Raw genomic sequence first — 25,052 nt, 5'->3', positions numbered from 1 at the left:
AGGCAGAAGGAAAAGCCGGCTCCGGAGCCCCCGAATTCAACCCGCTACCCAGGAGGGGGCCGTCGGCCGGATAGGGGGCTGGGTAAGCGAAGCGTTACCAGATGTACGTGCCGGCCGCGCCGGCATTCAGGCTGGAAGTCAGAGTTTTGCCCTGGTAGCGGAGGCTGAAGGACTGGGGCGCTTTCGTGTTGTTTTGCACCAGCACTACCTTCTGCCCGTTGGGCGCTTTGAAGGCTACGCTGGGCAGGGTTTCGGAGGTAGTGGAGGCAATGCGCACCGAGCCGGGCCGGGCAAACTTGGCCGCGTGGGCAATGATGTAATAAGCATCCTCGCGGGTTACGTTGTTGCCGTCGATGGTGAGGGCGCCGCGGCACTCGGTGCACCCCCCGGGCGTGTGTGGGTTCTGCTGGGGGTCGGCGGCAAGGTTCCACTCCAGCACGGTGCGGGCCCAGTTGCGGGTAGCCCCAATCATGAGCGTGCGGATATGCCAGGGAAAGTTCTCCTCGAACTTGCTTTTGGAGCCCACCCACTGCTCCGTGAAGTACACGTGCTTATCGGGGTGGGCGTCGTGCACCTGGCTCAGGGCCTCAATCGGGCCGGCGTAAAGATGGAAAGCCGAGCCATCGACGTACTTCCTGGCCTCGGGGTCGTGGAGAATGGTCAGGGGGTAGTCGGGGCGGTCGGCGTTGTGGTCGTACACCACAATCTTGGTGTCCAGGTTTTCCTTTTGGAAGGTGGGCCCTAGGTGCTTCTTCACGAACTCGGCCTGCTGCTCGGCCGGCATGAGCAGGCTGGGGTTGTTGCCGGGGTGCAGGGGCTCGTTCTGAATGGTAATGGCATCAATGCGGATGCCGTGGGCCTTCATGCCCTGCACGTACTTGACGAAGTAGCGGGCGTAGGCGTCGTAAAACTCCGGTTTCAGGGAGCCGCCCTTGGAGTTGCCGTTGGTTTTCATCCAGGTCGGTGGCGACCAGGGCGACCCCAGAAGCTGGATGCGCGGATTAATAGCCAGAATTTCCTTGAGCACCGGAATCAGGTGCGCTTGGTCGGGGGCGAGGCTGAACTTAGCCAGCGTCGGGTCGGTCTGGCCCTCGGGCAGGTCGTCGTAGCTAAACACCTGGGCGTCCAGGTCGGAGGCCCCGATGCTCAGGCGCAGGTAGCTCACGCCGATGTTGGTGCCATCGGTAGCAAACAGCTCCCGCAGAATAGCCTGGCGCGCCGCGGGGCTCATGGCGTGCAGGAGCTGGGCGCTGCCGCCCGTCAGGCAGTACCCAAAACCATCAATCGTCTGGAAAGTCTGCTTGTCGTCGATTTCAATGACCGGCGTGCCGGCTGCCGGGGCGGTGGCGCTCCAGCTCGGGGCTGTCTGGGCCTGAAACAGCACCGATTTATCGGGGTTGGTGAGCCAGAAGGCGGCCGTGCCTTGGGCCGGCGCCCCGCCCGCCTGAGGTGGGCGCTGGCAGCCGGTGCCCAGCGTCAGGAGCAACGCCAGCGCAAGGCCGGTAAAAGAGCGAGTGGACATACGGAGCGAGGGGTAAGGAAAAGGCAAAAGGGTGGCCGTTGCGCCGCTCGCGCAGCGCAGAAAAGCATTGTAAATTAGATGTTTAGCTTACGCTAACGCTACGGCCATTAACTAGGCCGCCGTGGGCTTATGGCCATTCAGCCCGTACCACATGATGTAGACGTAGCAGAGCACGGGCAGCACAAAGGCCCAGCGCAGAGAGCTGGCATCGGCCACCAGACCGAAAAGCAGCGGGATGATAGCGCCCCCCACAATGCCCACGTTCAGCAGGCCCGAGGCCTCCTCGGTGTGGCGGCCCAGGCCAGCCATGGCCAGGGTGAAGATGGTGGCGAACATGATGGAGTTCATCAGGCCCACGGCCAGCAGGCTCCACATGGCAACTTCACCCGTCGTCAGCACCGAAATCAAGACCAGCACTACCGCGCCCAGGGCGTTGAAGGCCAGCAGGCGGCCGGGGTTGAACTTGTTGAGCAGGTAGGCGCCCAGGAAGCGGCCCACCATGGCCCCGCCCCAGTAATAGGCTACTTGGTCGCCGGCTACTTTGGGCGTGAGGTTCATCACGTCGGGCAGGTGCAGGTAGGAAACGATGTGCGAGCCAATGGCCACCTCGCCGCCCACGTAGGCAAAGATGCCGATGACGCCAAACACAAGGTGGCGGTACTGGTAGGCCCGACGGCTAGCGTCTTCTTCGGTCGGCGCGTGGGTAATGACCGGCAGCTTCAGCAGGCCCAGCAGCACGCTAATGACAATGAGTACGGCCCCAATGCAGAGGTAGGGAATCTGCACGGCCTTCACATCGATGGCCGCGGCGGAAGAAGCTGACTCCAGGTCCGGCAGGTTCGACAGAATCAGGGCCGAGCCCAGCAGTGGGGCTACTGTGGTACCTAGCGAGTTGAAGGCCTGGGTGAGGGTGAGGCGGGCCGGGGCCGATTTGGCCGGACCTAGGATGGCCACGTAGGGGTTGCCCGCTACCTGCAGCAGCACCACGCCCGTGGCCAGCACGAACAACGCTCCCAGGAACAGGCCGTAGCTACGGCTGTCGGCGGCGGGGTAGAACAGGAAAGCCCCCAGGGCCGCAATCAGAAAGCCGGCCAGCATTCCGCCCTTGTAACCGACGCGTTGCACCAGCTTGCCGGCCGGAATACCCATCACGAAGTAAGCCCCGAAAAAGCACAGGTTAATCAGGTTGGCCTGGGTGTAGCTGAGCTGGAAGATGGCCTTCAGGTAAGGAATCAGGATGTCGTTCAGGCAGGTAATAAACCCCATCATGAAAAACAGCACCGTCAGCGAAGCCAGGGCCGAGGTATAACGGGGCGCTTCGGTGCCGGGCGGGGTGTTGGTAACGGGGGGGGCGGGTGAGGCGGAAATGGGGGCAGCCATGGTGGGAAGGAAGGGGAAGGCAGGTGGAAGATAGAACGTAAAGCAAGTCAGGAACTTCTAGCGGCAAAATAGCCGATTCTCGCGGCGCCGATACTGTGGTAGAAGCCCCGGGAGGGCCGGTTCGCTCCCCTTTAGCAAACCGGCCCCAGGTAGCCCGGCAGTCTAGCGGACCCGCCGGGGTAAGGTACCCCAAGGCTGCTGGTCAGCAGGTCGGGTAAGCGTGATATGTGGTAAACAACAAAGGTGAGGCAGCACGCAGCGCGTGGAAAGTTAAAAAGCCCAAGCCCTAAGAAGGAGAAAGCTGCCGGCAGCAGCAAGGGTAATAAACCAAATATATTGGCTCGTACACGGAGAAAACAAACGCAAAAAACCTCGTTTTCACGGTTGTTTACTGGCTTTATACGCCTACTGCACACGTGCCAGCCAGCTTTTTCGGGGTAGGATTGCTTGTGAGGAGTTAGCTCTTTCTTGGGTCTTGCGGATAAGAAACAACGAAAAAAGGGTGCCTTATCCGTCCGTTTCAGGGTGGGGCTAGCCCAGCAGTATGGCTTCGCCGGACTAGCCTTGCCACCAGATCAGTACCTAGGATTTCGTTGCGCGTTCGGGTTAATGGTCAACTCGCCAAGTGGAGTGGGGAGCAGCGGGTAGTTGGCGTCCGCAATGGGCGTTTTGCGTTGTGCCTTACTTATGCCCGGTGCCCTTGGTGGCGTGGCCAGCCCTGGTGCTTGCCTGCTCGTGGCGGGTGTCGCGCAACCAGGCAAGGCATAGTTTCTTCCCGGGAGCCAGATGTGAGTAGTCTGCTAGTCATTTCTGTACCTGTTAGGGGCTGGAAATTGGCGTGCTCACGCCACCCCAACGCAAATAGGCAGGCTGAGGGCAGCCTGCCTATTTGCGATAAAGCCGAGTAGTGAGGAAATTTATTCGACCACGGACACCCGGACTTTCTTACCTTTTACTTTGGCGCCTGCCAGGCGCTCGGCTACCTGCTGGGCTTGTTGGCGGGGCACGGCCACGTAGCTGTAATAGTCGAACACTTCAATGTGGCCCACCTGCTCGCGCGACACGCCGCCTACGTTGACAAAGGCACCAACCAAGTCGTGGGCACTCACCTTATCCTTTTTGCCGGCCGAAACGTGCAGGGTAACATTCTCGGGGCGCGGGGCCTTGGGCGCGGCCGGCGGCAGCTTGGGCGCGTGCATGGCCTTCCACTTAATGGAAGCCGCTACCGGCCACTTATTCACGTGGGCCTGCTCCTTGTCGGTGGCCAGGATGTGGGCCGTGCCTTCGGCGCCGGCCCGGGCGGTGCGGCCCGCGCGGTGCTGGAAGCCATCAGCCTTATCGGGTGCGTCGTACTGCACTACCGTATCCAGCAACGTCACGTCGATGCCGCGGGCGGCCACGTCGGTAGCTACCAGCACTTGGCTGGAGCCGTTGCGCAGCTTCAGCAGGGCTTTGTCGCGCTCCGGTTGGGGCATTTTGCCGTGGAGCACCTCGGCGGCTACGCCGCGGCCCACCAGGAAGCGGGTCAGCTCCATGCACCGCTCCCGGGTGTTGCAGAACACCAGGGCCCGGCCGGTTTCGGGCTGGTGCAGCAGGTGCAGCAGGGCGGCGGGCTTCTTCTCTACCGTGCCCACGTGGCCAATGAGGGTCAGGTTTTCGGGTAGCTCGTCGGTGTCCTGGCCCGCATTTACCACCCGAGGGCGGGTCAGGTTCTTACGAATCAAGTCCAGCACCTTGTCCGACATCGTGGCCGAGAACAGCAGGGTCTGGCGGCGGCGGGGCAGGCGCTTGATAATCTCCACCAGCTCGTCCTGGAAGCCCAGCTCCAGGAGCTTGTCGGCCTCGTCCAGGATCAGGGTTTTCAGTTGGTTGGGAATGATGCTGCGCCGCTCAAAGTGGTCGAGCAAGCGGCCGGGCGTAGCTACCACCACATGCGGGGCCTGGGTCAGGGAAGCCGTTTCCTCGCGGAAGGCGTGCCCCCCGTAAAAGGCCGCTACCCGCAGATTGGGCAGAAACTTGCCGAGCTTTTTGAGGGCGTCGCGCACCTGCAGGGCCAGCTCGCGGGCGGGCACCAGCACAATTACCTGCACGGCATCCTGCTTCAGATCAAGCAATTGGAGCACCGAAAGGCCATATGCCGCCGTTTTGCCCGAGCCCGTGGGCGCTTGTCCGGCTACGTCCTGCCCGGCCAGGGCCATGGGAACTACCTGCTCCTGCACGGGGGTAGGGGCCTGAAACTGGAGTTCTTCCAGGGCTTGCAATAATTCAGGGGCAAGGCCCAGGTCGGCGAAGGACGGGGTAGTCGAAGTCATAAACGGGTATTTCGTCCCGCAAAGGTAGCGGATTGGAAATGGCCGATGGTGAAATGGCGGATGGGGGAGAGTAAGAAGGAAGGAGAAAGTAAAAAACGGCTGTCATCCTGAGCGCAGCGAAGGACTTTATCCTGGTAGCACGAGTCGTAATTACGACTTACTCTCACGTGCTAAGGTTCTTCGCTGCGCTCAGGATGACAGCCGTTTTCTTGTTGTTTGCTTGTAAAAGCACTCAAGTTGCCCGCGTCCACCAGCGCTGCTTCACTACCCCACGGTTACTCCACAATATCCACCAGCTTGTAGCGCACGGCAGACTTCTTGGGCCGGATGTCCATGCCCACGTAGTGGGCGTAGGCCTTGGTAAAGCAGGCCCCGAAGTAGAAAATCATGGCCGAATAGAACACGAACAACAGCACGAGCACAATGCTGGAGGCCGGTCCGTAAATGGGGCCCAGGTTGCGGGGCACCAGCAGGTAGCCCAGAGCGGTTTCGCCCAAATCGATGAGGACGGCCGTGAGCAACGCCCCGCGCAGCACGGCCCGGGGCGGCACCCGGGCGCTGCTCAGGTTGCGAAAGGTAACCGCAAACCAGGCCGCCAGAATCAGCAAAGAAGCCAGTTGGTTGCCTATTTTAAACAGCACATACCCGAAGTTGGCATCAAAATCGCGCACGTAGTCGGCCAGGAACGCCAGGGCTCCATCCACCAAAAAGGCCAGCATCGACAGCAGCCCCGTGGCCAGCAGCAGACCCAGGGAGCGGGCCCGCTCTTTCAGCACCTTGTGGAAACGGTCGGTGTGGCGGCTGGGCCGAATCTGCCAGAGCTGGTTTAGGGAGCTTTGAATAACCCCGAACAGGGTAGTGGCAATGAAGAGCAGAAAGCCAAACCCGAGCCAGGTGACCAAGCGGCTCCGCTCAATATTGCTGACGTTTTGCAGAATTTGTTCCACCAGGCCGGCGGCCGAGTAGCCCAGTAAATGGGAAAGCTTGGTGAGCAGCAGCACCCGCACCTGGGAGGTAGAATACAGGGAACCCAGCACCTGAATCAGAATAATCAGGATGGGAGGAAGGGCGAAGGTGGTGAAAAAGGCCGTGGCCGCGCCTAGCCGCAGCGGGTCGTTGGCCCCGAACTCCCGGGCTGCCCGCCGCAGCAGAATCAGGAAATCAAGCCAAGGATTACGCCGGCCGGGGCCAGACTCACGTACTTTTGTCATCGGAGGCGCGTAAATAACCGGCGACGCGCAGCCGGAACAGTGACGGGTTGCGAAGGTAACGCCCCGCTGCCGTATCAACCAGCTCAGCCGCTGCTAACTTGTGTTGCCCGTGAATCAGCCCCTGGTCCCGCCGCCCGCCACGCCGTCCCCCGTGCCCCCGGTCCAGGGGTGGTTTCGGCGCCGGGTGGTGCAGCCGCTGCTGGGCATTCTGCGCCAGGGCCTGACGCCCCGGCAGCTGGCGCTTATGGCAACACTGGGCACAGCATTCGGCCTGGTGCCCATGCTCGGCGTTACTACCCTGCTGGCCACTTTTGCGGCCGTGCGGCTGCGGCTGAACGTAGCGGCCATCCTGCTCATTGCCCACCTCTGGAGCCCGGTGCAGCTGCTGCTCATCATCCCGTTTATGAGCCGTGGGGCCAAACTATGGGGAAGCCACGGCCCGGAGCTAACCCTGGCAAAGCTGCAGTACCTGTTTTCCCACGACTGGGTAGGCGCCTTGCAGTTGCTCTGGCACGCTATTGTGGGCGGCCTGGCGCTCTGGGCCGTGGCCTGCGTGCTGATAGGCCCGGTGCTTTACTTCATCCTGCTGCCCATCCTGCGCCGAACGATAAAGTCCGCTCCAGTTTCATAGAAAGCGTATAAACCTTAAACAGTCAGCCTCCCCGGTGGTCGGTAGCCTTGCTACTTACCGCCGGGGAGGCTGACTTTTGTGCGCGGCTGTTCAGGCCTTACGCGCGCTGATACACCGGCGTAGTGGTGAGCAGGTACTGAATCAGGGGCTCCTCCGAGTTGGGGTCAATCAGCATGAGGTCCACGAACTGGGTGTCGCCAATTTTGCCTTGGATGACGGGGCCCAAGTCCTGCAGGAAGGCAGGGTCCTGCTCCTCCGTGTCGAAGGCTACCAGCAGGCGGGCTTCCTGGGGGTTGTGCTGCATGCGCATCTCCGTCAGGTACACGTTGCGAATGTGGGGCTGGGTGGCGCTGTACTCGCGCAGGCCTTCCAGCAGCTCCGTCGGCTCGGGCTCCGGCTGGTGCAGGGAAACCTGCATGTCCTGGGGGTTCGGAGCTTCAAAAAGCTGGCCGCTGAGCAGGGCCTGTACTTCATCGGCAGCCAGCAGCTTGCCCACGGCCGAGAAGGGGTTCAGGGCGCAGTCAGCGCCTTGTACCATGGTGAAGAAGTCGTGGCCGCGCAGGCGCATGTAGGCCACGCTATTTTCCGGCACCGCACCGTTATCGAAAATACGCTCTACGGCCGTAAAAACGGCAATTTTACCGTCGTGCAGGGCTTGCAGCTGAATTTCCATGCCCTCGGTGGGCGTGATTTCGCCGGGCTCCTGCCCTTCCTTACCCGCCATTACCACAACCACTTCTTCGCCCAGCAGAGCCTGGTAGAAGGGGCTGCGGAACTGGGGCTCCACGGCGGCTTGCATCAGCAGCTGCTCCAGAATGTTAAGGGGCTGGAAGTCGGGTAGCTGAGGCGCCTCCTCCCCAAAAGCCCCGGGCAGCGGAATGGGCGGCGCCGGCGGAATCTGGGGCATGGGAGGGGCGGCGGGAGGGGCCGGCATCTGGTAGTTAGAACCTTTATAACGCGGCCCGGCCGGCTTGCTTTGCTCCGCCGGAGCAGGCGTAGCGGGGCTATCCGCAGCGGGAGTAGCAGCGGCAGGGGATGGGGTAGGAGCAGGCGTGGGCGCCGCAGCGTCCTCGGTTTTCTTTTTCAGGAAGTCAAACAGACCCATAACAAAACAGACAGATGAAGCTGCAAGCTAAGCAGGTTTGGGGGAAGATGCACACCTCAAAACGGGCGGTTTGTGGGCCCAAGGTGAAAATATTCTGGCGCGGTAACTGGGTCGAAACGCCCTTGCCAAGCTCCCTTGCCGGCTGGGGCTGGCTCAGTGAATGGCGGTCCGGCCCGGTTACTTCAGGCTCCGCGGCTGGGTGTTAGGGTAACCAAGACGGCCGACCAGTTTCGGCCCAAACAGTTGGAAGTGTTCGGCCCGAAATTGGTTAATCGGTCATCAGGCGGCGGCTCGGAAGGGGGAGGCTACTGCCCGTCGGAGCCATTGCAGCGGCCCAGCAGCTCCGAGGCTTCCCGGATGGTGTAGGGCTGGTTGGTGTTGCCCCAGTTGGTTTGCAGGAAGTTTAGCAGGTTGGTAATCTGGGAGTCGGTCAGGTCTTCGTGGCCAGGCATGACCTGGTTATAGGCAATGCCGTTGACCGTGAGCGGGCCCTTCATGCCCTTGCGCACAATGCACGGCAACTCGGCGCGGTGAAGGGCAATGTAGTCCGTCTTGGCTACGGCCGGAATCAGGCGTTCCAGCCCCTGGCCCTGGTCGCCGTGGCAGCTGGCGCAGTGGGTAGCGTAAAGCTTGGCCCCCTCGTTCTGACGCTCCGTAAAGCAGCCGCTTAGGCCCAGCAGCAGGGTAACGCAACCCGCCACGGCCAGCCCGGCCCGACTGAAAAGCCCGGTCCGGCTCATCGGGTGGCTACTTTTTGTTCTTCCTGCTCCTCTTTCAGCAGCAGGGGTAGCTCCTGAATCAGACGGTCCACTTCCGACTTTTCCATGCCGTCGTACACACCTCGGATGCGGCGGTGGGAGTCGATGAGGGCAAAGGCTCCGCTGTGGGCAAAGCCGCCGGCTACCTTCTTATCTACCTGCGCCGAAGCCATGTAGGCGTGCGCCAGGGCAAATACCGTGTCGTGGGGGGCGGTGGCGAAGTGCCAGCGCGAGGCGTCCTTGATGCCCAGGCGCTCGGCGTAGTCGCGCAATACCGGAATCGAGTCGTGGGCCGGGTCGATGGTGTGGCTCAGAAACAGCACGTTGGGGTTGCCTTCGAACTGCTTGTACACGCGCAGCATTTCGCTCTGCATTTTGGGGCAGATGCTGGGGCACGTTGCAAAGAAGAAATCGGTGATGTAGACCTTGCCGGCAAACGTCTGGTTGGTAATCGTCTTGCCTTCCTGATTGGTCAGCCGGAAGGAAGGCACCGGGTCGGGCAGGGTATCGGCGGGGGTGCGCGGGGCGGAGTGTTTGATGCCGATGATAGACAGGCGCTCCGGCTTATCTGCTTCGGGATTGGTGGTGCAGGCCGGCAGGGCCGCGGTGGCGCTGAACAGCACGCTGGCTAGGAGCAAGTGCCCCGCCGAGCGCAGAAAAGAGGTATTCATGGGGTAGGATGGTTAGCGGCCGGTGCCTGCAGCAGCAAGCGGGCCGAGTCGACACTCGTACGGAACAAGCGGCCGACAGAATCAATTCGTTGTTGCTGACTTGAATAATAAGTCAGGCGGTGCGCCACGGCTACCGTATCCTGGGGGCGGCGGTACCGGTGCATCCAAAACATCATGCCGGCCTCAGCGGCGGCCAGGGCCCGGCGCTGCCGGCCCGCGGCGGCGGTATCGGGAGTTGGAGTTTTTTGCAGCTGCTGACGCAGGGTATAGAGCTGGTCCATCTGGGCCATCAGCTCGTCGTGGCGGGCCAGCAGGGCTTTCTCGGCGTCTTCGGCCTGCTGCTCCTCGCTTTGCAGCGACAGGCAGGCCGATAAAACCAGCAGTAAAGGAGCAAATCGGAGCGTTTTCACGCCGCAAAGGTACAACCAGATTTATGAGCCCGGCGTGAGGGCTTCGGCCCTGGCGGCTGCGCTTCTAGACTTTTCCGGCGGGTTGCTGCTTACCAGTTCAGCTGCTCAGCCCAGCGCCAGAGGGCGCTACCCAGGGCCCAGGCGCCCCACACCAGCAACCCGCCCAGCACCAGCAGCCCGAGCAGCACGCCCGCCAGCAGCCCCTTACCACTGCCCTGATACTTGCCCTCGGCGTAGTGGGCGCGCAGCAGGCGCACGTTCCGGTCGTTGGCTTTGTAGGCGAAGTCGAAGATGTTGCCCAGCACCGGAATGGCCCCAATAACGGTATCCAGCAGCACGTTCAGCGCCATGCGCATCACCAGGCTGCCGCTGGCCCCGTGGCGTAACATGGTCAGAATCAGTACCCCCGAAATAGCTAGGGAAGGCAGGCCCCCAACCACCGGAATCAGGCCCATGATAGGGTCGAGGCCGAAGCGCCAGGTAGTGCCGGGCACCCGGAACTGGCTGTCGAGCAGGTGGGATATGCGCTCTACCCAGCGCAGGCGGTCATCTTGGTCGAAGGAAGGAGGGGTAGGAGTAGACATCGGGCAGGGGCGGGGCCAGGAGGAAACAGTACGAAAGCGGTAGTCATACGGCCGCTGGGCCGCTGGGGGTGCCTGCCCGGCGAACATCCGGCGGCAAATGTGGTTGTGGCTGCGTACAGCTTGCTTACCTACCCGCTCACCAACCAACTTTCTTTGCTATGAAAACCCGCACTCTGGGCCGCGCCGGCCTGCACGTATCCGCCCTGGGCCTGGGCTGCATGGGCATGTCTGACTTTTACGGGCAGCGCGACGACGCCGAAAGCCAGCGCACCATTCACCGGGCCCTGGACCTGGGCGTTACCTTTTTTGACACCGCCGACATGTACGGCCCCTTCCTAAACGAGGAACTGCTGGGCCGGGCCCTGCAAGGTCGCCGGGAAGGCGTGGTAGTCGCCACCAAATTCGGGATTCAGCGCGACCCTGCCGACCCCGCCAAGCGCGGCATCAACGGCCGCCCTGAATACGTGAAAGCTGCCTGCGAAGCCAGCCTGCGCCGCTTGGGCACCGATTACATTGACCTCTACTACCAGCACCGCGTAGACCCCGCCACGCCCATTGAGGAAACGGTAGGGGCTATGAGCCGCCTCGTGGAGGAAGGCAAAGTGCGTTACCTGGGCCTCTCCGAAGCCGCCCCCGATACCCTGCGCCGGGCCAGCCAAGTGCACCCCATTACGGCCCTGCAAACCGAATACTCGCTCTGGAGCCGGGAGCCGGAGGACGAAATTCTGCCAACCTGCCGGGAGCTGGGCATAGGCTTCGTGCCCTACTCGCCCCTGGGCCGCGGCTTTCTAACGGGCCAAATCCAGCGCTTCGAAGACCTGGCCGAGGACGATTACCGCCGCTTTACCCCCCGTTTCCAGGGCGAAAACTTCCAGAAAAACCTGGACCTGGTGGCCCGCATCAAAGAAATGGCTGTCGAAAAAAACTGCACGCCGGGGCAGCTGGCCCTGGCCTGGGTACTGGCTCAGGGCGAAGACATTGTGCCCATTCCCGGCACCAAGCGCGTGCCCTACCTGGAGGAAAACGTAGGTGCGGCCGACATTCTGCTTTCCCTCGAAGACCTGGCCCGCATCAACCAGCTGGCTTCGCAGCATGCGGCGGCCGGGCAGCGCTACCCCGAGCAAATGATGAAGTCGGTAAATGGCTGATAAATAGTCAGTTGCTGGAGCCTTCGCCGCAAGCCGCGCCAGGCGCGGCGGCCCCAGCAGCCGACTTCCCTTGCGCGTCAACGGAGGAGCATAATCTGATTTTCTGTATATTTCAAACTGAACATCAGGCGGTGCTAGCTGGGCCGCTTTACGTATGCCTACTGACAATTACTATGTACACACATGATCCGTATTGCACTGGCAGATGATCATGCCATTATTCGGGATGGAATTCGGGCATTGCTGTCGGGAGAGGACGACCTGCAGGTAGTGGCTGAAGCCAGCAACGGCCGGCAGCTCCTGGCCCTGCTTCCTACCGTGGAGGTAGACGTAGTGCTGCTCGATATCAATATGCCCGAAATGGACGGGTACGAAACCCTGCAGCAACTACGCAAACACTACCCCCAAGTACAGGTGCTTATCCTGTCCATGCTAAGCCACGAGGAGTACATCAACCGCATGCTGGAAGCTGGCGCCCTGGGATATGTGCTGAAAAATGTAGGGAAGGCGGAAATACACTTTGCCATCCGCGCGGTGGCGGAGGGTCGGCAATTTTTGTGCACGGAGCTAGGGATAGAGTTGCTGCACAAGCTGCGCAGCCGCGGAGAAAAAGCACCAGTTGCAGGGGAGAATAAAGCCGTTTGCACACTTTCGCGGCGGGAAACAGAAGTGCTCCGGCTAATTGGCGAGGGCTTTACCACTGGGGAAATAGCGGAGAAGCTCTTTACCAGCAAGCGCACCATTGAAACGCACCGCCAGAACATCATCGAGAAAACCCAGGTGCGCAACACAGCAGCCCTCATCAAATACGCCGTGACCCAGGGGCTGCTATAGGCTACTCAACCGGGCAATAAACGGCGACACCGCTGCGGGAAATACGGAGGTTGAAATCAGGGTAAACCGTAATACGATTCCGTATTTGGGCGGATTCAGGCCAGGCACTGGAAAAAGTAGCTTTGGTGAGCTGCACTTTCCTATCTTCTCCGTTGATGAATCCCGACCAGTTTTTCATTTTTAAAGTAGGTAGTAAAGGATGCGTGGGGTTACACCTGCGAGGACAAATCAGCAGCGTTACGGATGCAATCCGGCTGGAACAGGCCGTGGTGCTAGCCTTACCGGCCACCGGAGCAAAGCACATCTGGGTTGATTGCCAACAGCTAGGGCCACTGACCCGGCAAGCCCAGCAAGCTATATGGCGCGCCGACCGCCTGGCTCAACAAGCGGGCATTACCCTGCATTGGTGCGACCTACCGCTGGCAGTAGTCGCGCAACTTCAGGAAACCGGCATGCACCTAGTGCTGCACCTGGTGGCCAGCAGCCCCTGTCTTTACCCTAGTATTTTGCGGGAAGAGGTAGCGTAACCACTTGCTTGGTAGCTCTTTACTTAAATGCCGGAACCGCCAGCGGCCTTACTGGTAATCAGCGCCGCATGGGGGGTAGCAGGTCAATCCAGCCGTCCTCACTGACTACCACCACCAGCACCGGGTAGCGGCTGCTTTCCACGTAGCGCAGCGCCGAGTTGTAGCGCGAGCCACGGGAAGAGTCGCCCTTTTCCGTGGCCAGCCCGTCCAGAATGACGCCAATGGCGTAGCAAGTGCCCGCCGGATCAATCAGCACGGCCCCGTCGATGTTGGTAACCAGGCGCAGAACCGAGGGCGTCATCAGGCGGGGCGAAACGCGGAAACACTGCCGCGTGAGGCGGGCCGCTTCCTGGGCGGCCCCCTCCGAAATCACCAGAATAGTACCATTGGCCTGGGCCGTTGCCCTAAGGGTCAGCTCCCAGAGGTAGGCGGCGCCGGCCGCATCAACCCCGGGAAACACGCGTCGCAGGGCTACCCCAAAATTAATTTCATCCACCGTGCCCTGGGGCAGGCGGGGCGTGTTCGACACGACTTTCATCATCATGTGCTCGTCGTGGCTGAGCTCCCAGCTGTAGTGCTTGGTGAAGTGCACCGTGAACAGGGGCTCATACTGCGGGTCGGTGGGCTCCACCAGGTAGCCCAGCCCAAATACGTCGGAGGCATCCGTGAGCAGGGCGTTGCGGTCCTCGCTCAGCTCCAGTAGCTTGCGCACGCGGCGGTAGTCGCGCAGCGGTATCGGCGACTCCAGGGTCATGATGGGCACCACGGACTGGTGGTTGCGCCGGGAAATGAGCATGGTGCCCACGCCTTCGTCGCCTTCGTGGCGCAGGGCGGCAATGCCGTTGCAGGCATCGTAGAGGCCGTGGGAGCCAGCCGCCGCCCGCAGCATAAACCGGCGGCCGGCCGCGCGCAGCACTTCGTTGTAGTCGCGGTCCAGCACGGGCCGGTCATCGTCCGTGTCCGACTCGCGCAGGGCCCGGGAGGCATCCTGCAAAAACTCCAGCACGGTAGCGGCCAGCAAGGAGGCTGGCCGCGCGGGGCCGGCCGGGCCGGGAAGGGCGTAGTAGCTGGTGTACACCTCGGCCGAGAGCTGCAACACCACAATCACAAGGTAGCCGCCCACGCTCACTGGCAGGGAGCAGAAACTGACCCGGTCTTCTTCGCGCAGCCCTACTAAGTCGTTGAGGGAGTGCTCAGTGGCCCGCCGTAGCAGCTCGTACCAGCGGTGCTTTTCAAACCGGTCGTGGTCCAGGGGATGCAGGTGGTAGACGACTTCTCGGGGGCCATCGGGCTCCAGGGCGGCGGCCCGGGCCTTAATGGCCGTAAAATCGTGGGGGCGGTAGCGGTGCGAGGCGGGTTCTACGACAATTGCCTCCGGCTCCGAGGTTTCGCGCGCCGAGGCAATTCCGAGCAGAAATACTTCCGGCTTAAGACTACGGTCGAGCAGGTTAAAGATACCATCGGCCGAGAGCTGGGCCGAAACGCGAAACAGACTTTGATTTTCCCACATAGGGAGGGCGAGGAGTGGGCGAAAGAAAGCGCAAAGGAGGAAGTACGGGAAATTCCGGCGAAGGATGGATTTATCAGCTAAATACCAGCGCATTTTCACAACTTTCCGAGCCCGCCAGTGGTTGCCCTACTGCCCGTAGTACCAGCCGGACTTGTCAGCCAGCGGAAAGCGGTGTATCTTCCAGAAGTTCCACGCCTTCGCCCCGCTGTGCTATGTTCGTAGATCTACTGATAGGCGGTATTTTCGCCATGTCGCTGCTGCCGCTCACCACCGGCTACTGCGCCTATAGCTACGGCCGATCCTTCTGGCTGTGGTTTGCCCTGGGCGTTTTCCTGCCCATTGTCTCGTATTTTATTCTGTTTGCCCTGATCCTGCGCCAGCAGCTCGACCACGGCCAGCGCCTGCTCACCGAGGCCAAAGCCATCCTGGCCGAAGCCGAGGAGGCCGAGCGGGTGCACCGCGAAGAGCGGTAACGCCGCGGAAGATAGGCTGGCTGCCCCAGCTGGCCGCCTTGAAGTCCTACCCCTAGAAAACATAGCAAACCCTTACTTCCAGCCTGGAGGTAGGGGTTTGTCGCATTAAGAGGCGTAGCATGGCCCGAAGCATGAACAAGCCGCGCGCTTGGCCACCATAGCATCACTCACGGAACCACCGAATCACTACGTCACCGCCGCCCCCAGCCACTGGGCCAGGCCCCGGGCGGCCCAGGCGCCGGTGCTGAAGCAGCCTTGCAGCAAATAGCCGCCCGTCGGTGCCTCCCAGTCCAGCATTTCACCGGCCACGAAAGTGCCCGGCCGGCGGCGCAGCATCAGGTCTTCATCTACTTCAGGCCAGGCCACGCCACCGGCCGTACTGATGGCTTCCTCCAGGGGGCGCAGGCCAGTGACGGGAATAGGCAGGCTGGTAAGCAGCCGGGCCAGCTCGGGAGGCGCCGCCGGTAGCTGCTCCGGGCCTACCTCCCGGAGAAGAGTCGGGACGGGGGGCCTGAGCTTCAGGGCATCGGCCAGAAAGGAAGCCAGGGACTTGCCCGGCCGCCGGCCCGCCAGCTTGCTCAGGAGCTGAGCTTCGGGCAGCTCGGGTTTAAGATTAAGGGTAAGGGTAGCTGGCGCGCCCGCCGCCAATACGGCCCGCAGAGCCGGCGTGAGGGCATATACCGGCGTGCCCTCCAGGCCGTATTCCGTCAGCATTATTTCCCCACGCATGGTTTGGCCCGCGCAGGTCAGGGCAATGTTCTTGAGCGGTTGCCGCCCTACTTTCTCCCGGAAAAAGGCCGACCACGCCACTTCAGCCCCGCAGTTGCTGGGCTCGAAAGGCACGGTTTGCACCCCAATTTCCTCGAAAGCGGCGGTCCAGCGGCCATCGGAGCCGGTTTTGGTCCAGCTGGCGCCGCCCAGGGCCAGCAGGGTAGCCGTGGGATGCACTACGGTTTGCTGGGCGGTGGCCTCATCCAGGATGCGCAGCCCCGTTTCTCCCGCGAAGCCTAGCCAGCGGTGGCGGGTTTTCAGCTCTACCCCGAGTGTGCGCAGGTGCTCCAGCCAGGCGCGCAGCAGGTGGGCGGGCTTGTGCTCCTCCAGCGGAAAAACCCGGCCGCTGGTGCCCACAAAGGTACCGATGCCCAGGCCGTGGGCCCAGGCGCGCAGCTCGGCGGCGGAAAAATGCTGGAAATAACAGGCAAACTCGGGCTGCCGAGCGGCGTAGCGGGTTGCAAAGCTGGCCGTCGGTTCCCCGTTGGTCAGGTTGAAGCCCCCGTGGCCGGCCACCAGAAATTTACGTCCCAGGGTAGCCTGGGCCTCATACACGATGACACGGTTGCCCGCTTCGGCCAGGTGCTGGGCAGCCAGCAGCCCCGCCGGCCCCCCACCCACTACCGCTACCCACGTTGCCCCCAAATCAGAAGTACTCGCCATAGGGCAAAGGTAGAGCGCAGCTTTCAGCTGGCAGTTGCTACCCGAAACTTCGGCGGAGCGGGCCAGCTAGGCTGCGCCGCACCACGCCCAGCCAGGCGGCCAGCTGGGTCAGCAGCCAACCCGGCCGCCTGGCTCGGGCATAGGTAGGCGGCCTGCGTTTCCGGGCGGGGTTGGTAAGCCGTTGCCAGGTTAGTTTTCGCTTTCCTTGATTAGCTGCCGGCGGTAGTTGGCCAGGATGGTAGACTTCAGCAGGAAGCCCATGTACCGGTCTTCGGGGCTGAGCACGGGCAGGGCCCAGGCGCCGAGCTGCTCCATGCACCGCAGCGTGTCCAGCAAGGTATCATCGGGGCGGACAATGGCGGGCGGGTCGGTCATCAGGTCCCGGACGCGGGTGGTGTTGTAGTGCTCGTCGTCGAAGAGGGCGTCGCGCACCGTATCCAGGCTTACAATGCCGTGCAGATGCCCCCCCGCATCGACCACCGGAAACAGGTTGCGCGTGGCGTGGCGGAAGGTTTGCACCAGCTCGCCCAAGGTGTCCTCGGGGTGGACGGGTAGGAAATCGGTTTGCACCTGAGAGGCCACGTCGAGCTGGGCCAGCAGGCCCCGGTCCCGGTCCTGGTTGACGTACACGCCCTTCTGCACCAGCTTGCGGGTGTACACGGAGTACGGCTCGAAATAGCGCGTAATCAGGTAGGAGCCGGAAGTCACCACCATCAGGGGCACAAACAGGGCGTAGCCACCGGTAATTTCAGCAATCAGGAAGATGCCGGTCAGGGGCGCGTGCACCACGCCGGCCAGGGTACCCGCCATGCCCAGCACGATAAAGTGCACTTCGGAAATGGGGTACAGGCCGCTCATGTTAATCAGGCGCGCAAACACGAAACCGCACAGCGCCCCGGCAAACAGCGAGGAGCCAAACATGCCCCCGTTGCCCCCGGAGCCAATGGTAATGCTGGTGGCTACCACCTTCAGCAGCATACTGCCCGCCGCCACCAGCAGCACCAGCCACACGCTTTGGTCGTGGAAAACATCGAACAGGGAATTATCCACCAGCTGGTCGGAGTGGCCGCCCAGCAGCAACTGCACAATGTTATAGCCTTCGCCGTAGAGGGGCGGAAACAGAAACACCAGTCCGCCCAACGCCAGCCCCCCCAGCACTACCTTGCGAAAAGTGCCCGGCAGCTGCTCGAAATACTTGTCGGCCCAGAAGTACACCCGGATCATGTATACCGACAACAAAGCCGTAAACACGGCCAGCATCAGGTACAGCGGCACGGCATCCACGGGCCAGGAGGTAGTAATGAGCACGAAGGGCTGGCCCGCGTACAGGGCCTTGGAAACCACCGTAGCCGTGGCCGAGGAAATTAGCAGCGGCACAAAGTACGCCGCCGACAGCTCCGAGAGAATAACTTCAACGGCAAACAGCACCCCGGCAATAGGCGAGTTAAAGATGGCCGCTACCCCCGCGGCAGCCCCGCAACCCGTGAGCAGGCGCCGCTCGCGGCGGCCAATGCGCAGCACCCGCGACGTGTTGGAGCCAATGGCCGAGCCCGTCACGGAAATAGGGGCCTCCAACCCCGCCGAGCCCCCAAACGTCACCGTCAGAAACGAGGAAACCAGCTGGGAATACAGCTTGCTGCGGGGCACCACGCTACCCTGCCGGGCAATGTTATAGATGATAGGCCCGATACCGCGCCCCAGGTTGCCATCCAGGAAATACCGGGTGAACAGCACCGTGAGGGCAATGCCAATGATGGGGTAGAGGGAGCTGGAAAACACCTGGTACTGAGCCGGCACCCAGGCGTTAAGCACCTTTTGGGAGTCGTGGACCAGGGTTTTGAGCACCACCGCCGCCAACCCCGCCAACAGCCCCACCACCATGCTGACCAAAATAAGGTACACCCGGTCGCTGATGTGGCGCAGGCGCCATAACAGCAAAGGGCGTAACAGCCGGTGAACGGTGCTTTTAGGCATAGGCAAAGATGGTGAAATTGTCAGACGGGCAGGGGGGCAGGAGGTGAAATTGTGAAGTGGTGAAATGGTGAGCTTGGCCGTGTGAACAATAAAAACGAAAGACCGTCGTGCCGAGCCGGCGGCGAAGCATCGCGCGGCTGCCGGCTGAGTGCTACTGCAACCTCAACCCGCGCGATGCTTCGCTACGCTCGGCATGACGGTCTGATTTAACTCAAAAGTTTCTTCTACTGTCCACGCAGCCTGATAGATGAGTGATTGAGTGTGGTAGTCAGGTCCTTCGCTCCCGCTCCGGATGACAGCGCAAAAAACTCACCAATTCACTATCTCACCGCCTCACCTCTTACTGCCCGAGTCCGGGCACGCCCAGGCCGGCCCCAAGCAATTCTTGCTTGACCTCCTGCATAATGCGGCTCTTGAGCTGGAGCACCCCGCGGCGGTAGTCCTCCGAATCGGCCCAGAAGTACACGCGCAGGTCGGCGGTAGTGGGAGTGGCCTTTTCCAGGTTGACATAGGGTTCCCGCGGGGCTTGCTGAATATCGGAGATGGTGCGCAGGTACTGCAGAATCAGGTTGATGGCCACATCGGGCGTAACATCGGGGCCCAGCTCCACGCTCACCAGAAAATCCTGGCGCAGGTTGCCGTCGCGGGTGTAGTTGATCAGCGGCTCCTTGAGCACCATGGAGTTGGGCAGAAAGATGTGCTTGCCATCGAAGGTGCGCATGAGGGTAGTGCGCAGGTTCAGGCCCTCCACGTGCCCGATCAGGTCTTTGATCTGCACCGTGTCGTTGATATGGAAGGGGCGGTTGAAGGCCAGGATGACGCCGGCCAGGAAGTTCTCGGCAATGTCCTTGAAAGCAAAACCCACAATAAACGCCGACACGCCCGCCGCCCCAATCAGGCTGCCCACTACCCCCGTGAACCCGAGGATGTTAAGGGCTACCATCAGGCCCAGCAGCACCATGGCCCACTTGCTGAGCTGGGCCAGAAAGTTGGGCAGTAGCGGGTCGTGGGAGCGGCGGCGCAGGCGCCCGCCCAGCAGGGTACTGACCCGGTTGGCAATGGACACGGCCGCTACCAACAGCACAATGGCAATCAGCAGCTTGGGCAAGAGAAACAAAAATTGCTGCCAGTAGGCCGACAATACGCGGTGAAAATCCTGAATCATAGGGGTGAATAAGCTACGCCCAGCGGGCTAAAACAGAAGCCCCGCGACCAAGAGGCCGTCGGGGCTATGAAGTTGTTATACGCGCGGAATCGGGGCGGGGGTTAGGCCGGGGTGGTGTCGGGGCGGTTCATCCAGCGCCAGAACACCAGCCCGCCCACGGTGTAGGCCACCACATCCAGCGGATCGGCCACTCTTTTCGGGTTAAACAGGGGCAGAAGCACCTCAAACCAGACGGCCACCACCACCCAACTGGCCACAATCCAGGAGAGCGGCAGCACAAAGCTGGGCTGGCGGAAGTAAAACCGACGCATCAGCCACAGAACCATGGTCAGTTGCAGCGGCAGGTCAACCAGATCAGCCAGGTGGGAGTTCACGAAGGTAGGTAGCCGCCCGCTGAGCCAGTAGCGGTTGATGCACGCAAACACGTACAGACAGGTGCCGAGCACAAACAAAGGATGGCGCAGCTCGGCGGGCAGCCTCATCCGGCCAGGGCCGTTACCAGCCAGATCATAAAGGCCATGAGAGCCGCAAAGGCCAGCTGTCCGCCCCTAATGAGATACTTCAGCCCGCGCACCAGCGCGCCATCCTCCGGCTTTATTTCAATCAGCATCAGGGAGGAAACCGGCTGCTCCGATAGGCGGTGCCGGGCCTCGTCGCTGGCCACGCGGTAGGGCTCCAAGGTCTGTCCGCAGTGCTGGCACTGATCGGTAGGCTGCTGCTGCCACTCAGTCCAGTGGCCACAGTGCGGGCATTTTTTGGTGGCCGTCGTCATGTAGTAGGGCAGTTACAGCTCCATGATGTCCTCGTTCCAGAGCGTGGGCTCGTCGCGAATGAAGTCCTGCATCATTTGCACGCACTCAGGCAGGTTCAAAATTTCGACCTCCACGCCGTGCGACTCCAAAAACGCCTGGGATTCGCCAAAGGTCTGGGCCTCACCCACGACCACCTTCGGAATCTTGAACTGCACAATGGTGCCCGCGCACATGTAGCAGGGCATCAGGGTGGTATAGAGCACCGTGTCGCGGTAAGTGCGCTGGCGGCCGGCGTTGCGCAGGGCATCCATTTCGCCGTGGGCAATGGGGTCCAGCTCCTGCACGCGCTTGTTGTGGCCGCGACTCACGATTTCCTCGCCCCGGCGCAGCACCGAGCCAATCGGAATACCGCCTTCTTTCCGGCCCTGAAGCGCCTCATCAATGGCCGCCCGCATGAATTTGTCCATGTGTTGAATGATCATAGGTATGAGGCCGCAAGGTAGGGTGTAATTACCCCAAGTTGCGTACTAGCGCTAGTACGCAACTTGGAAAGGAGGGGCTAGGGGTGGTTGACTCGTTGAACCTCATCTAGAGTCTTGCGCTAGTAATCGTTCTGGTATCATCAACCACCCCTAACCCCCCCTCATCTGAAAAGGGGAACTAGACGCTAGCCCTAGTACGCAACAATGGGTTCTTTACCTAGCGCAGATGCCTTTATATGGGCAGTACTGGCACTTTTCCAGGTCGTCGGTTTTGCGGATGGGCTCTTCGGGGTCGAGGATGCGGTTGACGAGCTGGCCCAGGAGCTGCTCGCTGTGCTGCACGAAATCCTGGCCGTCGGCCGTGAGAAAGCTCATATCGGCCGACATGGGGCCGGCGCTGAGGTTGCGCAGGGAAATAATGGCGGCGTCAGCGGCGGGGCGGCCACCTTGGGCCAGCAGGAAGCGGTAGAGCCAGAGCTGGCGCACTTTATCGGCGGCGGGGGTAGCATCGGTGAGCAGGCGCTGCACGGCATCGGCGGGCCCTTCGCCGCGCTTGAGCAGCTGCAGGTGGTACTTTTCCACCATGCCCGTTTTGTAGTCGACTACCCGCAGGCGGCCATCGGGCAGCTGGTCCACCCGGTCGGCAAAGCCGACGAGGCTCACGGGTAGCTTCTCGCCGGTGGGCAGGGGCACGTACACGGTGGTTTGCAGGGCTTCTTCCTGGCTTTGAATGAGCAGGGGCAGGGCGTCGGGCTGCTCCAGCAGGATTTCCAGGTAGCGGCGCACGAGTTGGCTGGCTACCTGCCCCAGCACGTGGTTCAGGCCTTCGTCGGCGCGGGCATGGCGGCCATCTTCTTCCCGGCGCAAGGCCTTGGCCACCATGACGGGCGCGAGCTTCAGCAGGCCCGGAATATCCTGGGCCGTAACGGATTGCCGGTTCTGTTGGAACGGACCGAACAGCTCCTCCAGCGCCTCGTGTACCACCGTGCCGAACCCATCGGGGCCCAAGGCTTCTTCTACCTCGTCGTTTTCGCGGAAGCGGGCTACGCGCTGGAAGTAGAACTGCAGGGAGCAGTTCAGGTACTGGTTCAGGCCGGTGGGCGAGAGGCCTTTGGTCAGCACCTCGCGCAGGGCCAGCAGCATGCCGGTATCTTTCTCCAGCACCAGGTCCGGGGCTTCGGTGGAAGCTTCCAGCACGGCGGCTCCCGCATGCAGGGGAGGCAGTACTACCTCTTCGGGGGCGGCGGTAACTGTCAAGTCGCGCAGTACCAGGCCGGGGTTCTGCACGGCCAAGTCGTTTTCAATCTGCAGCAAAAAGCGGCTCCGCTCCCCGGTGCGGGTGCCCTCGGCGCCGGGCAGAATGTGGAGCAGATCCACTTGGCCAGCCCGCTGCAAGAGGCGCCAGAACTGGTGGGCCGTGGCGGCTTCGTGGTCGGCGTAGGTAGGCAGCTGGAACGTGGTCAGCACGTCGTACGGGAACAGGGAGCTGTGGCGCTTGGGGGCCGGCAGCACGTTCTCGTTGCAGCTCAGAATGATGATATGGTCGAAGTCGAGGGCGCGGGTTTCCAGCAGGCCCATCACCTGCACGTCGGCAATAGGCTCCCCGCTGAAGGGCAGGCGCGTCGCCTTCATCTGCTCGTACAGAAACCGCCGGAAGGAGCGCACCGACAGCCGCTGCTCCCGGCAGTCAAACACCGAATCCAGGCGCTTGACCAGGGTGAAGAACAGGTAGAGGTACTCGGCTTCAATGGCCGAATGCTGGTCCTGGTAGGCTTGTTTGAGTAGGTTGATGAGCGTGTAGCAGGCCGCAATGATGTCGTCGCAGTTGTTCCAGGTAGCGAATAGGGCTTCTAGCAACTGGTGGCCGCGGCCCAGCTCCACCAGCTCCTCGGCGGGCAGCAGCACGGCGTGACGCTTGACAATGGCCCGGCAGACGTGGTCGAGCAGGCCGTGGTGCTGGGTGTCCTCCTGCTTGTCGAGCCAGTGCTGGTAGCGGCGCAGGAACGGGTGCTGGAGCAGCTTGCTGACGGCCAGATGGTGGTAGCGCGGCACTCCGTAGCCGGTTTCCGGCGAGCCTTCGCGCACGCCCGTCAGGTGCACCTCAAACAGCAGATCCACCAGGTTGAACAGGGGTGTGCTCTGGAAGTTGAGGCCCATGGTCACGTTGTACTCCGGCACGGCCTCCAGGGGTAGGCCGTGCAGCACGGGCAGCAGCAGGGTTTCGTCGGGCAGCACCACGGCTACCTTGGCCGTGGGGTTCAGCTTCCGCGACTCGGCCAGCAGCTGCCCGGCCACCTTGCCCTGCATGGAGGCGTTGGCCACGCCCACGAAGCGCACTTCCCGGGGCAGTCCGCGCAGTAGCTCGGCCGGGCCGCCGAAGTTTTCCCAGGGCAAATCGAACAACTCCTGGTACTGGCGCAGGTGCTGGCCGGCCCGGTTGGGCGAACCTTTTTCCAGATAAAACGCATCGGCATCGAAAAATACTTCCGCCCGGCGGGCCTTGCGCAGCAGCCGGATCAGCTTTTCCTCGGCTTTCGAGAGCAAGCCCAGGCCAATGAACACGTGTTGGGGTAGGGTTTCGTCTTTTTCCAGCCGATCCTGCACGCGGTTCACGGCCAGGCGGTAGGAGAGGCCGGGGTACGCCAAGTGGGTCTGCTCCATGCGGCGACGCAGGCGGCGGTACACCTTCTCCAAGTCGTCCCAGAAGCGGAAGTAGGCGGCCGTGGTGCTTTGCGCGGCTGGCTCAGCTCCCAACTCCCAGCGTTCCAAGGCTTTAGCCTGACTCAGGTACTCGAACACTTTTTTGGGCGAAGCCAGGTTCTGGTCGAGGCTGGAAAAGTCCTGGAGCAGCAGGCCCGACCAGCCCACGAACTGGTCGAAATCCAGCTTGGGGTCGATGTCGCGCAGAATTTCGAACAGCAGCAGCTGCAGGGCAATGGGCTCCTCTACCTGCACGCCGGCCAGCTCCACCATGTAGTCTTCCATGGCCGCAATGCGCGGGCTCCACACGGCCTGCCCGGCCTCGGCGGCCAGGCTCAGCTCGTTCTGCAAGTACACCACGGCGCGCCGGGTAGGCACCACCACCACCAAATCGGACAGGTCGCCGCTGGGGCCGTACTTCGCCACCAGTTCCCGGGCCATGCGCGTAAGAAAGGGCGTGGTATCGGGGCGGGCAGCAAGCGGGGCAAGGGTAGCAGGGGCAGCAGGAGCGGTAATCATACAGTGTAAAGATAAGGCCGGACGCGCTGGAAATAGTTTCGGAGGAAGAAGGCCCAGCGGTTACCTTGCGGGAGATTGGTAGCCTGGCCGGCAAAAAAATGCTTTCATGAAAACCAAACACTTTCTTCTGCTATTCTGCCTTGGGCTGAGCGCTAACGTTGTAGGCGCTATGTTCAAAATCCTGCACTGGCAAGGCGCCGATGTGCTCCTGATTACCGGGGCTCTACCGGTGCTAACGGGGGCCGTAGGGTTTATCTATAAGCTGTTCAGCCACCCCAAAGTGAAAGACTTTCTCAACCGATAACCGCAAGCTCTACCTTAACCCTACCCCCGCAGAAGTACGTACTCCGGTAGCACAAACCACCTGCTACTGTTTTTCTGATGGATCCTACCCAACTTAGCCTCGAACTCCGGCACGGCCAAAGCCCCGACCTGAAACGCCGCCGCTGGATTATCGGCCTGTCCCTGCTCGGGGTGGCGGCCGGCCAGATAGTCAGCCTCTACCAAACCGGCATCATTAAGCACCTGCCCGACCCACCCCTTGGCCCATTTGACTCCGATAAGGTGGATGCCTCGGACTACGCCTACAAGCGCATGGATACCCCCGACGCGCTGCCGATGATTGTTACCTATGGCATTACGGCCACCCTGGCCGGAGCCGGGGGCCTGCACCGAGCTAGCAAGCAGCCCTTACTACCGGTCGCCATGGGCGTCAAAACCTTGTTCGACTCGCTTACAACCGTGAAGCTGGGCCGCGACGAGTGGCAGGAAAACAAGGCCCTGTGCTTTTACTGCCAGGTAGCCACAGTGGCCTCGTTTGCCTCCCTGGCCCTGGCCTTGCCCGAGGCCATTAAGGGCGCCAAAAAGCTGCTGGGTCGGCGGTAACCGCTTATATCACATTTACAAGAAAGCCCGCGCTATAGCAGCGCGGGCTTTCTTGTGAGGTTAAC

At 61.8% G+C, this 25,052-nt stretch carries 24 protein-coding genes; 7 read left to right on the top strand and 17 right to left on the bottom strand.

Annotated features, from left to right (window positions below; all coding sequences use genetic code 11):
- Nucleotides 1–94: 94 nt before the first annotated feature.
- The 4 genes from IEW18_RS16850 to IEW18_RS16835 form a co-directional block, all read right to left on the bottom strand.
- Entirely contained in the window at nucleotides 95–1,522 is a 1,428-nt protein-coding gene (locus IEW18_RS16850) for a glycoside hydrolase family 30 protein (protein WP_188559040.1), read from the bottom strand.
- Between the two features lie 111 nt (nucleotides 1,523–1,633).
- Nucleotides 1,634–2,902 carry a sugar MFS transporter gene (locus IEW18_RS16845; RefSeq protein ID WP_188559039.1) on the bottom strand — a complete coding sequence of 423 codons (1,269 nt, stop codon included), beginning with the start codon at nucleotides 2,900–2,902 and terminating at the stop codon, nucleotides 1,634–1,636.
- Between the two features lie 917 nt (nucleotides 2,903–3,819).
- Nucleotides 3,820–5,214 (bottom strand): DEAD/DEAH box helicase, encoded by a 1,395-nt coding sequence (locus tag IEW18_RS16840; RefSeq protein ID WP_188559038.1) that lies wholly within the window; start codon nucleotides 5,212–5,214, stop codon nucleotides 3,820–3,822.
- Between the two features lie 275 nt (nucleotides 5,215–5,489).
- A complete protein-coding gene (locus IEW18_RS16835; protein ID WP_188559037.1) occupies nucleotides 5,490–6,425 on the bottom strand; it encodes a YihY/virulence factor BrkB family protein in 936 nt (311 codons plus the stop codon).
- 109 nt (nucleotides 6,426–6,534) lie between these two features.
- Here IEW18_RS16835 and IEW18_RS16830 point away from each other — a divergent pair, with 109 nt between their 5' ends.
- Nucleotides 6,535–7,056, top strand: coding sequence for a DUF2062 domain-containing protein (locus tag IEW18_RS16830; protein WP_188559036.1), 522 nt, complete (start codon nucleotides 6,535–6,537; stop codon nucleotides 7,054–7,056).
- A 97-nt stretch (nucleotides 7,057–7,153) separates the two neighbouring features.
- Here IEW18_RS16830 and IEW18_RS16825 read toward each other — a convergent pair whose 3' ends face one another.
- From IEW18_RS16825 to IEW18_RS16805, 5 genes are all read right to left on the bottom strand, one after another.
- Entirely contained in the window at nucleotides 7,154–8,161 is a 1,008-nt protein-coding gene (locus IEW18_RS16825) for an enhanced serine sensitivity protein SseB (RefSeq protein ID WP_188559035.1), read from the bottom strand.
- Between the two features lie 305 nt (nucleotides 8,162–8,466).
- On the bottom strand, nucleotides 8,467–8,901 hold the full coding sequence (locus IEW18_RS16820; protein ID WP_188559034.1) for a c-type cytochrome: 435 nt from the start codon (nucleotides 8,899–8,901) through the stop codon (nucleotides 8,467–8,469).
- Nucleotides 8,898–9,590, bottom strand: a complete 693-nt coding sequence (locus tag IEW18_RS16815) for an SCO family protein (RefSeq protein ID WP_188559033.1) — start codon at nucleotides 9,588–9,590, stop codon at nucleotides 8,898–8,900. Before IEW18_RS16815 ends, IEW18_RS16820 begins: the two co-directional genes overlap by 4 nt.
- Nucleotides 9,587–10,000 carry a hypothetical protein gene (locus tag IEW18_RS16810; RefSeq protein WP_188559032.1) on the bottom strand — a complete coding sequence of 138 codons (414 nt, stop codon included), beginning with the start codon at nucleotides 9,998–10,000 and terminating at the stop codon, nucleotides 9,587–9,589. Before IEW18_RS16810 ends, IEW18_RS16815 begins: the two co-directional genes overlap by 4 nt.
- 89 nt (nucleotides 10,001–10,089) lie before the next feature.
- Nucleotides 10,090–10,584: a DUF4112 domain-containing protein gene (locus IEW18_RS16805; RefSeq protein ID WP_188559031.1), complete on the bottom strand. Its 495-nt coding sequence runs from the start codon at nucleotides 10,582–10,584 to the stop codon at nucleotides 10,090–10,092.
- 158 nt (nucleotides 10,585–10,742) lie between these two features.
- Between IEW18_RS16805 and IEW18_RS16800 the strand changes: the two genes are divergently transcribed.
- The 3 genes from IEW18_RS16800 (at nucleotide 10,743) to IEW18_RS16790 (ending at nucleotide 13,093) form a co-directional block, all read left to right on the top strand.
- Nucleotides 10,743–11,732, top strand: coding sequence for an aldo/keto reductase (locus tag IEW18_RS16800; protein ID WP_188559030.1), 990 nt, complete (start codon nucleotides 10,743–10,745; stop codon nucleotides 11,730–11,732).
- Nucleotides 11,733–11,915: 183 nt separating this feature from the next.
- Entirely contained in the window at nucleotides 11,916–12,566 is a 651-nt protein-coding gene (locus tag IEW18_RS16795) for a response regulator transcription factor (protein WP_188559029.1), read from the top strand.
- Nucleotides 12,567–12,721: 155 nt separating this feature from the next.
- Nucleotides 12,722–13,093, top strand: a complete 372-nt coding sequence (locus IEW18_RS16790; RefSeq protein ID WP_188559028.1) for a hypothetical protein — start codon at nucleotides 12,722–12,724, stop codon at nucleotides 13,091–13,093.
- A gap of 58 nt (nucleotides 13,094–13,151) precedes the next feature.
- Here IEW18_RS16790 and IEW18_RS16785 read toward each other — a convergent pair whose 3' ends face one another.
- The gene (locus IEW18_RS16785) at nucleotides 13,152–14,603 is read right to left on the bottom strand and encodes a DNA integrity scanning protein DisA nucleotide-binding domain protein (RefSeq protein ID WP_188559027.1); all 1,452 of its coding nucleotides are present in this window, start codon (nucleotides 14,601–14,603) and stop codon (nucleotides 13,152–13,154) included.
- A 212-nt stretch (nucleotides 14,604–14,815) separates the two neighbouring features.
- On the opposite strand from IEW18_RS16785, the gene IEW18_RS16780 reads away from it, so the two are divergent.
- Nucleotides 14,816–15,076, top strand: coding sequence for a hypothetical protein (locus IEW18_RS16780; protein ID WP_188559026.1), 261 nt, complete (start codon nucleotides 14,816–14,818; stop codon nucleotides 15,074–15,076).
- Between the two features lie 186 nt (nucleotides 15,077–15,262).
- On the opposite strand, the gene IEW18_RS16775 is transcribed toward IEW18_RS16780, so the two are convergent.
- The 7 genes from IEW18_RS16775 to IEW18_RS16745 all read right to left on the bottom strand — a co-directional run bounded on the left by IEW18_RS16775 (nucleotide 15,263) and on the right by IEW18_RS16745 (nucleotide 24,102).
- Nucleotides 15,263–16,510 (bottom strand): BaiN/RdsA family NAD(P)/FAD-dependent oxidoreductase, encoded by a 1,248-nt coding sequence (locus IEW18_RS16775; RefSeq protein ID WP_188559025.1) that lies wholly within the window; start codon nucleotides 16,508–16,510, stop codon nucleotides 15,263–15,265.
- A 189-nt stretch (nucleotides 16,511–16,699) separates the two neighbouring features.
- A complete protein-coding gene (locus IEW18_RS16770; protein ID WP_188559024.1) occupies nucleotides 16,700–18,484 on the bottom strand; it encodes a chloride channel protein in 1,785 nt (594 codons plus the stop codon).
- Between the two features lie 340 nt (nucleotides 18,485–18,824).
- On the bottom strand, nucleotides 18,825–19,649 hold the full coding sequence (locus IEW18_RS16765; RefSeq protein WP_188559023.1) for a mechanosensitive ion channel family protein: 825 nt from the start codon (nucleotides 19,647–19,649) through the stop codon (nucleotides 18,825–18,827).
- Nucleotides 19,650–19,750: 101 nt separating this feature from the next.
- The gene (locus IEW18_RS16760) at nucleotides 19,751–20,131 is read right to left on the bottom strand and encodes a hypothetical protein (protein ID WP_188559022.1); all 381 of its coding nucleotides are present in this window, start codon (nucleotides 20,129–20,131) and stop codon (nucleotides 19,751–19,753) included.
- On the bottom strand, nucleotides 20,128–20,421 hold the full coding sequence (locus IEW18_RS16755) for a hypothetical protein (protein ID WP_188559021.1): 294 nt from the start codon (nucleotides 20,419–20,421) through the stop codon (nucleotides 20,128–20,130). Before IEW18_RS16755 ends, IEW18_RS16760 begins: the two co-directional genes overlap by 4 nt.
- A 12-nt stretch (nucleotides 20,422–20,433) precedes the next feature.
- The gene (locus IEW18_RS16750; protein WP_188559117.1) at nucleotides 20,434–20,868 is read right to left on the bottom strand and encodes a nucleoside deaminase; all 435 of its coding nucleotides are present in this window, start codon (nucleotides 20,866–20,868) and stop codon (nucleotides 20,434–20,436) included.
- 228 nt (nucleotides 20,869–21,096) lie between these two features.
- On the bottom strand, nucleotides 21,097–24,102 hold the full coding sequence (locus tag IEW18_RS16745; RefSeq protein WP_229728800.1) for a PD-(D/E)XK nuclease family protein: 3,006 nt from the start codon (nucleotides 24,100–24,102) through the stop codon (nucleotides 21,097–21,099).
- Nucleotides 24,103–24,208: 106 nt separating this feature from the next.
- On the opposite strand from IEW18_RS16745, the gene IEW18_RS21890 reads away from it, so the two are divergent.
- Nucleotides 24,209–24,406, top strand: coding sequence for a GldL-related protein (locus tag IEW18_RS21890; RefSeq protein ID WP_373285743.1), 198 nt, complete (start codon nucleotides 24,209–24,211; stop codon nucleotides 24,404–24,406).
- A 77-nt stretch (nucleotides 24,407–24,483) separates the two neighbouring features.
- On the top strand, nucleotides 24,484–24,987 hold the full coding sequence (locus tag IEW18_RS16740; protein ID WP_188559020.1) for a vitamin K epoxide reductase family protein: 504 nt from the start codon (nucleotides 24,484–24,486) through the stop codon (nucleotides 24,985–24,987).
- Nucleotides 24,988–25,052 lie beyond the last annotated feature (65 nt).

Source organism: Hymenobacter glacieicola, from assembly GCF_014640315.1.
GTDB classification, from domain to species: Bacteria; Bacteroidota; Bacteroidia; order Cytophagales; family Hymenobacteraceae; genus Hymenobacter; species Hymenobacter glacieicola.
The sequence above is the reverse complement of the archived record's forward strand: the minus strand, read 5'-3'. Positions and strand labels throughout refer to the sequence as shown.

Excerpts from the sequence above, each read along its gene's own strand:
- IEW18_RS16750 (WP_188559117.1), bottom strand. The coding sequence starts at position 20,868 with ATGGACAAATTCATGCGGGCGGCCATTGATGAGGCGCTTCAGGGCCGG.
- IEW18_RS16770 (WP_188559024.1), bottom strand. The coding sequence starts at position 18,484 with ATGCCTAAAAGCACCGTTCACCGGCTGTTACGCCCTTTGCTGTTATGG.
- IEW18_RS16815 (WP_188559033.1), bottom strand. The coding sequence starts at position 9,590 with ATGAATACCTCTTTTCTGCGCTCGGCGGGGCACTTGCTCCTAGCCAGC.
- IEW18_RS16805 (WP_188559031.1), bottom strand. The coding sequence starts at position 10,584 with ATGTCTACTCCTACCCCTCCTTCCTTCGACCAAGATGACCGCCTGCGC.
- IEW18_RS16795 (WP_188559029.1), top strand. The coding sequence starts at position 11,916 with ATGATCCGTATTGCACTGGCAGATGATCATGCCATTATTCGGGATGGA.
- IEW18_RS16825 (WP_188559035.1), bottom strand. The coding sequence starts at position 8,161 with ATGGGTCTGTTTGACTTCCTGAAAAAGAAAACCGAGGACGCTGCGGCG.
- IEW18_RS16780 (WP_188559026.1), top strand. The coding sequence starts at position 14,816 with ATGTTCGTAGATCTACTGATAGGCGGTATTTTCGCCATGTCGCTGCTG.
- IEW18_RS16745 (WP_229728800.1), bottom strand. The coding sequence starts at position 24,102 with ATGATTACCGCTCCTGCTGCCCCTGCTACCCTTGCCCCGCTTGCTGCC.
- IEW18_RS16835 (WP_188559037.1), bottom strand. The coding sequence starts at position 6,425 with ATGACAAAAGTACGTGAGTCTGGCCCCGGCCGGCGTAATCCTTGGCTT.
- IEW18_RS16785 (WP_188559027.1), bottom strand. The coding sequence starts at position 14,603 with ATGTGGGAAAATCAAAGTCTGTTTCGCGTTTCGGCCCAGCTCTCGGCC.
- IEW18_RS16845 (WP_188559039.1), bottom strand. The coding sequence starts at position 2,902 with ATGGCTGCCCCCATTTCCGCCTCACCCGCCCCCCCCGTTACCAACACC.
- IEW18_RS16740 (WP_188559020.1), top strand. The coding sequence starts at position 24,484 with ATGGATCCTACCCAACTTAGCCTCGAACTCCGGCACGGCCAAAGCCCC.
- IEW18_RS16775 (WP_188559025.1), bottom strand. The coding sequence starts at position 16,510 with ATGGCGAGTACTTCTGATTTGGGGGCAACGTGGGTAGCGGTAGTGGGT.
- IEW18_RS16820 (WP_188559034.1), bottom strand. The coding sequence starts at position 8,901 with ATGAGCCGGACCGGGCTTTTCAGTCGGGCCGGGCTGGCCGTGGCGGGT.
- IEW18_RS21890 (WP_373285743.1), top strand. The coding sequence starts at position 24,209 with ATGAAAACCAAACACTTTCTTCTGCTATTCTGCCTTGGGCTGAGCGCT.
- IEW18_RS16755 (WP_188559021.1), bottom strand. The coding sequence starts at position 20,421 with ATGACGACGGCCACCAAAAAATGCCCGCACTGTGGCCACTGGACTGAG.
- IEW18_RS16765 (WP_188559023.1), bottom strand. The coding sequence starts at position 19,649 with ATGATTCAGGATTTTCACCGCGTATTGTCGGCCTACTGGCAGCAATTT.
- IEW18_RS16760 (WP_188559022.1), bottom strand. The coding sequence starts at position 20,131 with ATGAGGCTGCCCGCCGAGCTGCGCCATCCTTTGTTTGTGCTCGGCACC.
- IEW18_RS16790 (WP_188559028.1), top strand. The coding sequence starts at position 12,722 with ATGAATCCCGACCAGTTTTTCATTTTTAAAGTAGGTAGTAAAGGATGC.
- IEW18_RS16840 (WP_188559038.1), bottom strand. The coding sequence starts at position 5,214 with ATGACTTCGACTACCCCGTCCTTCGCCGACCTGGGCCTTGCCCCTGAA.
- IEW18_RS16850 (WP_188559040.1), bottom strand. The coding sequence starts at position 1,522 with ATGTCCACTCGCTCTTTTACCGGCCTTGCGCTGGCGTTGCTCCTGACG.
- IEW18_RS16800 (WP_188559030.1), top strand. The coding sequence starts at position 10,743 with ATGAAAACCCGCACTCTGGGCCGCGCCGGCCTGCACGTATCCGCCCTG.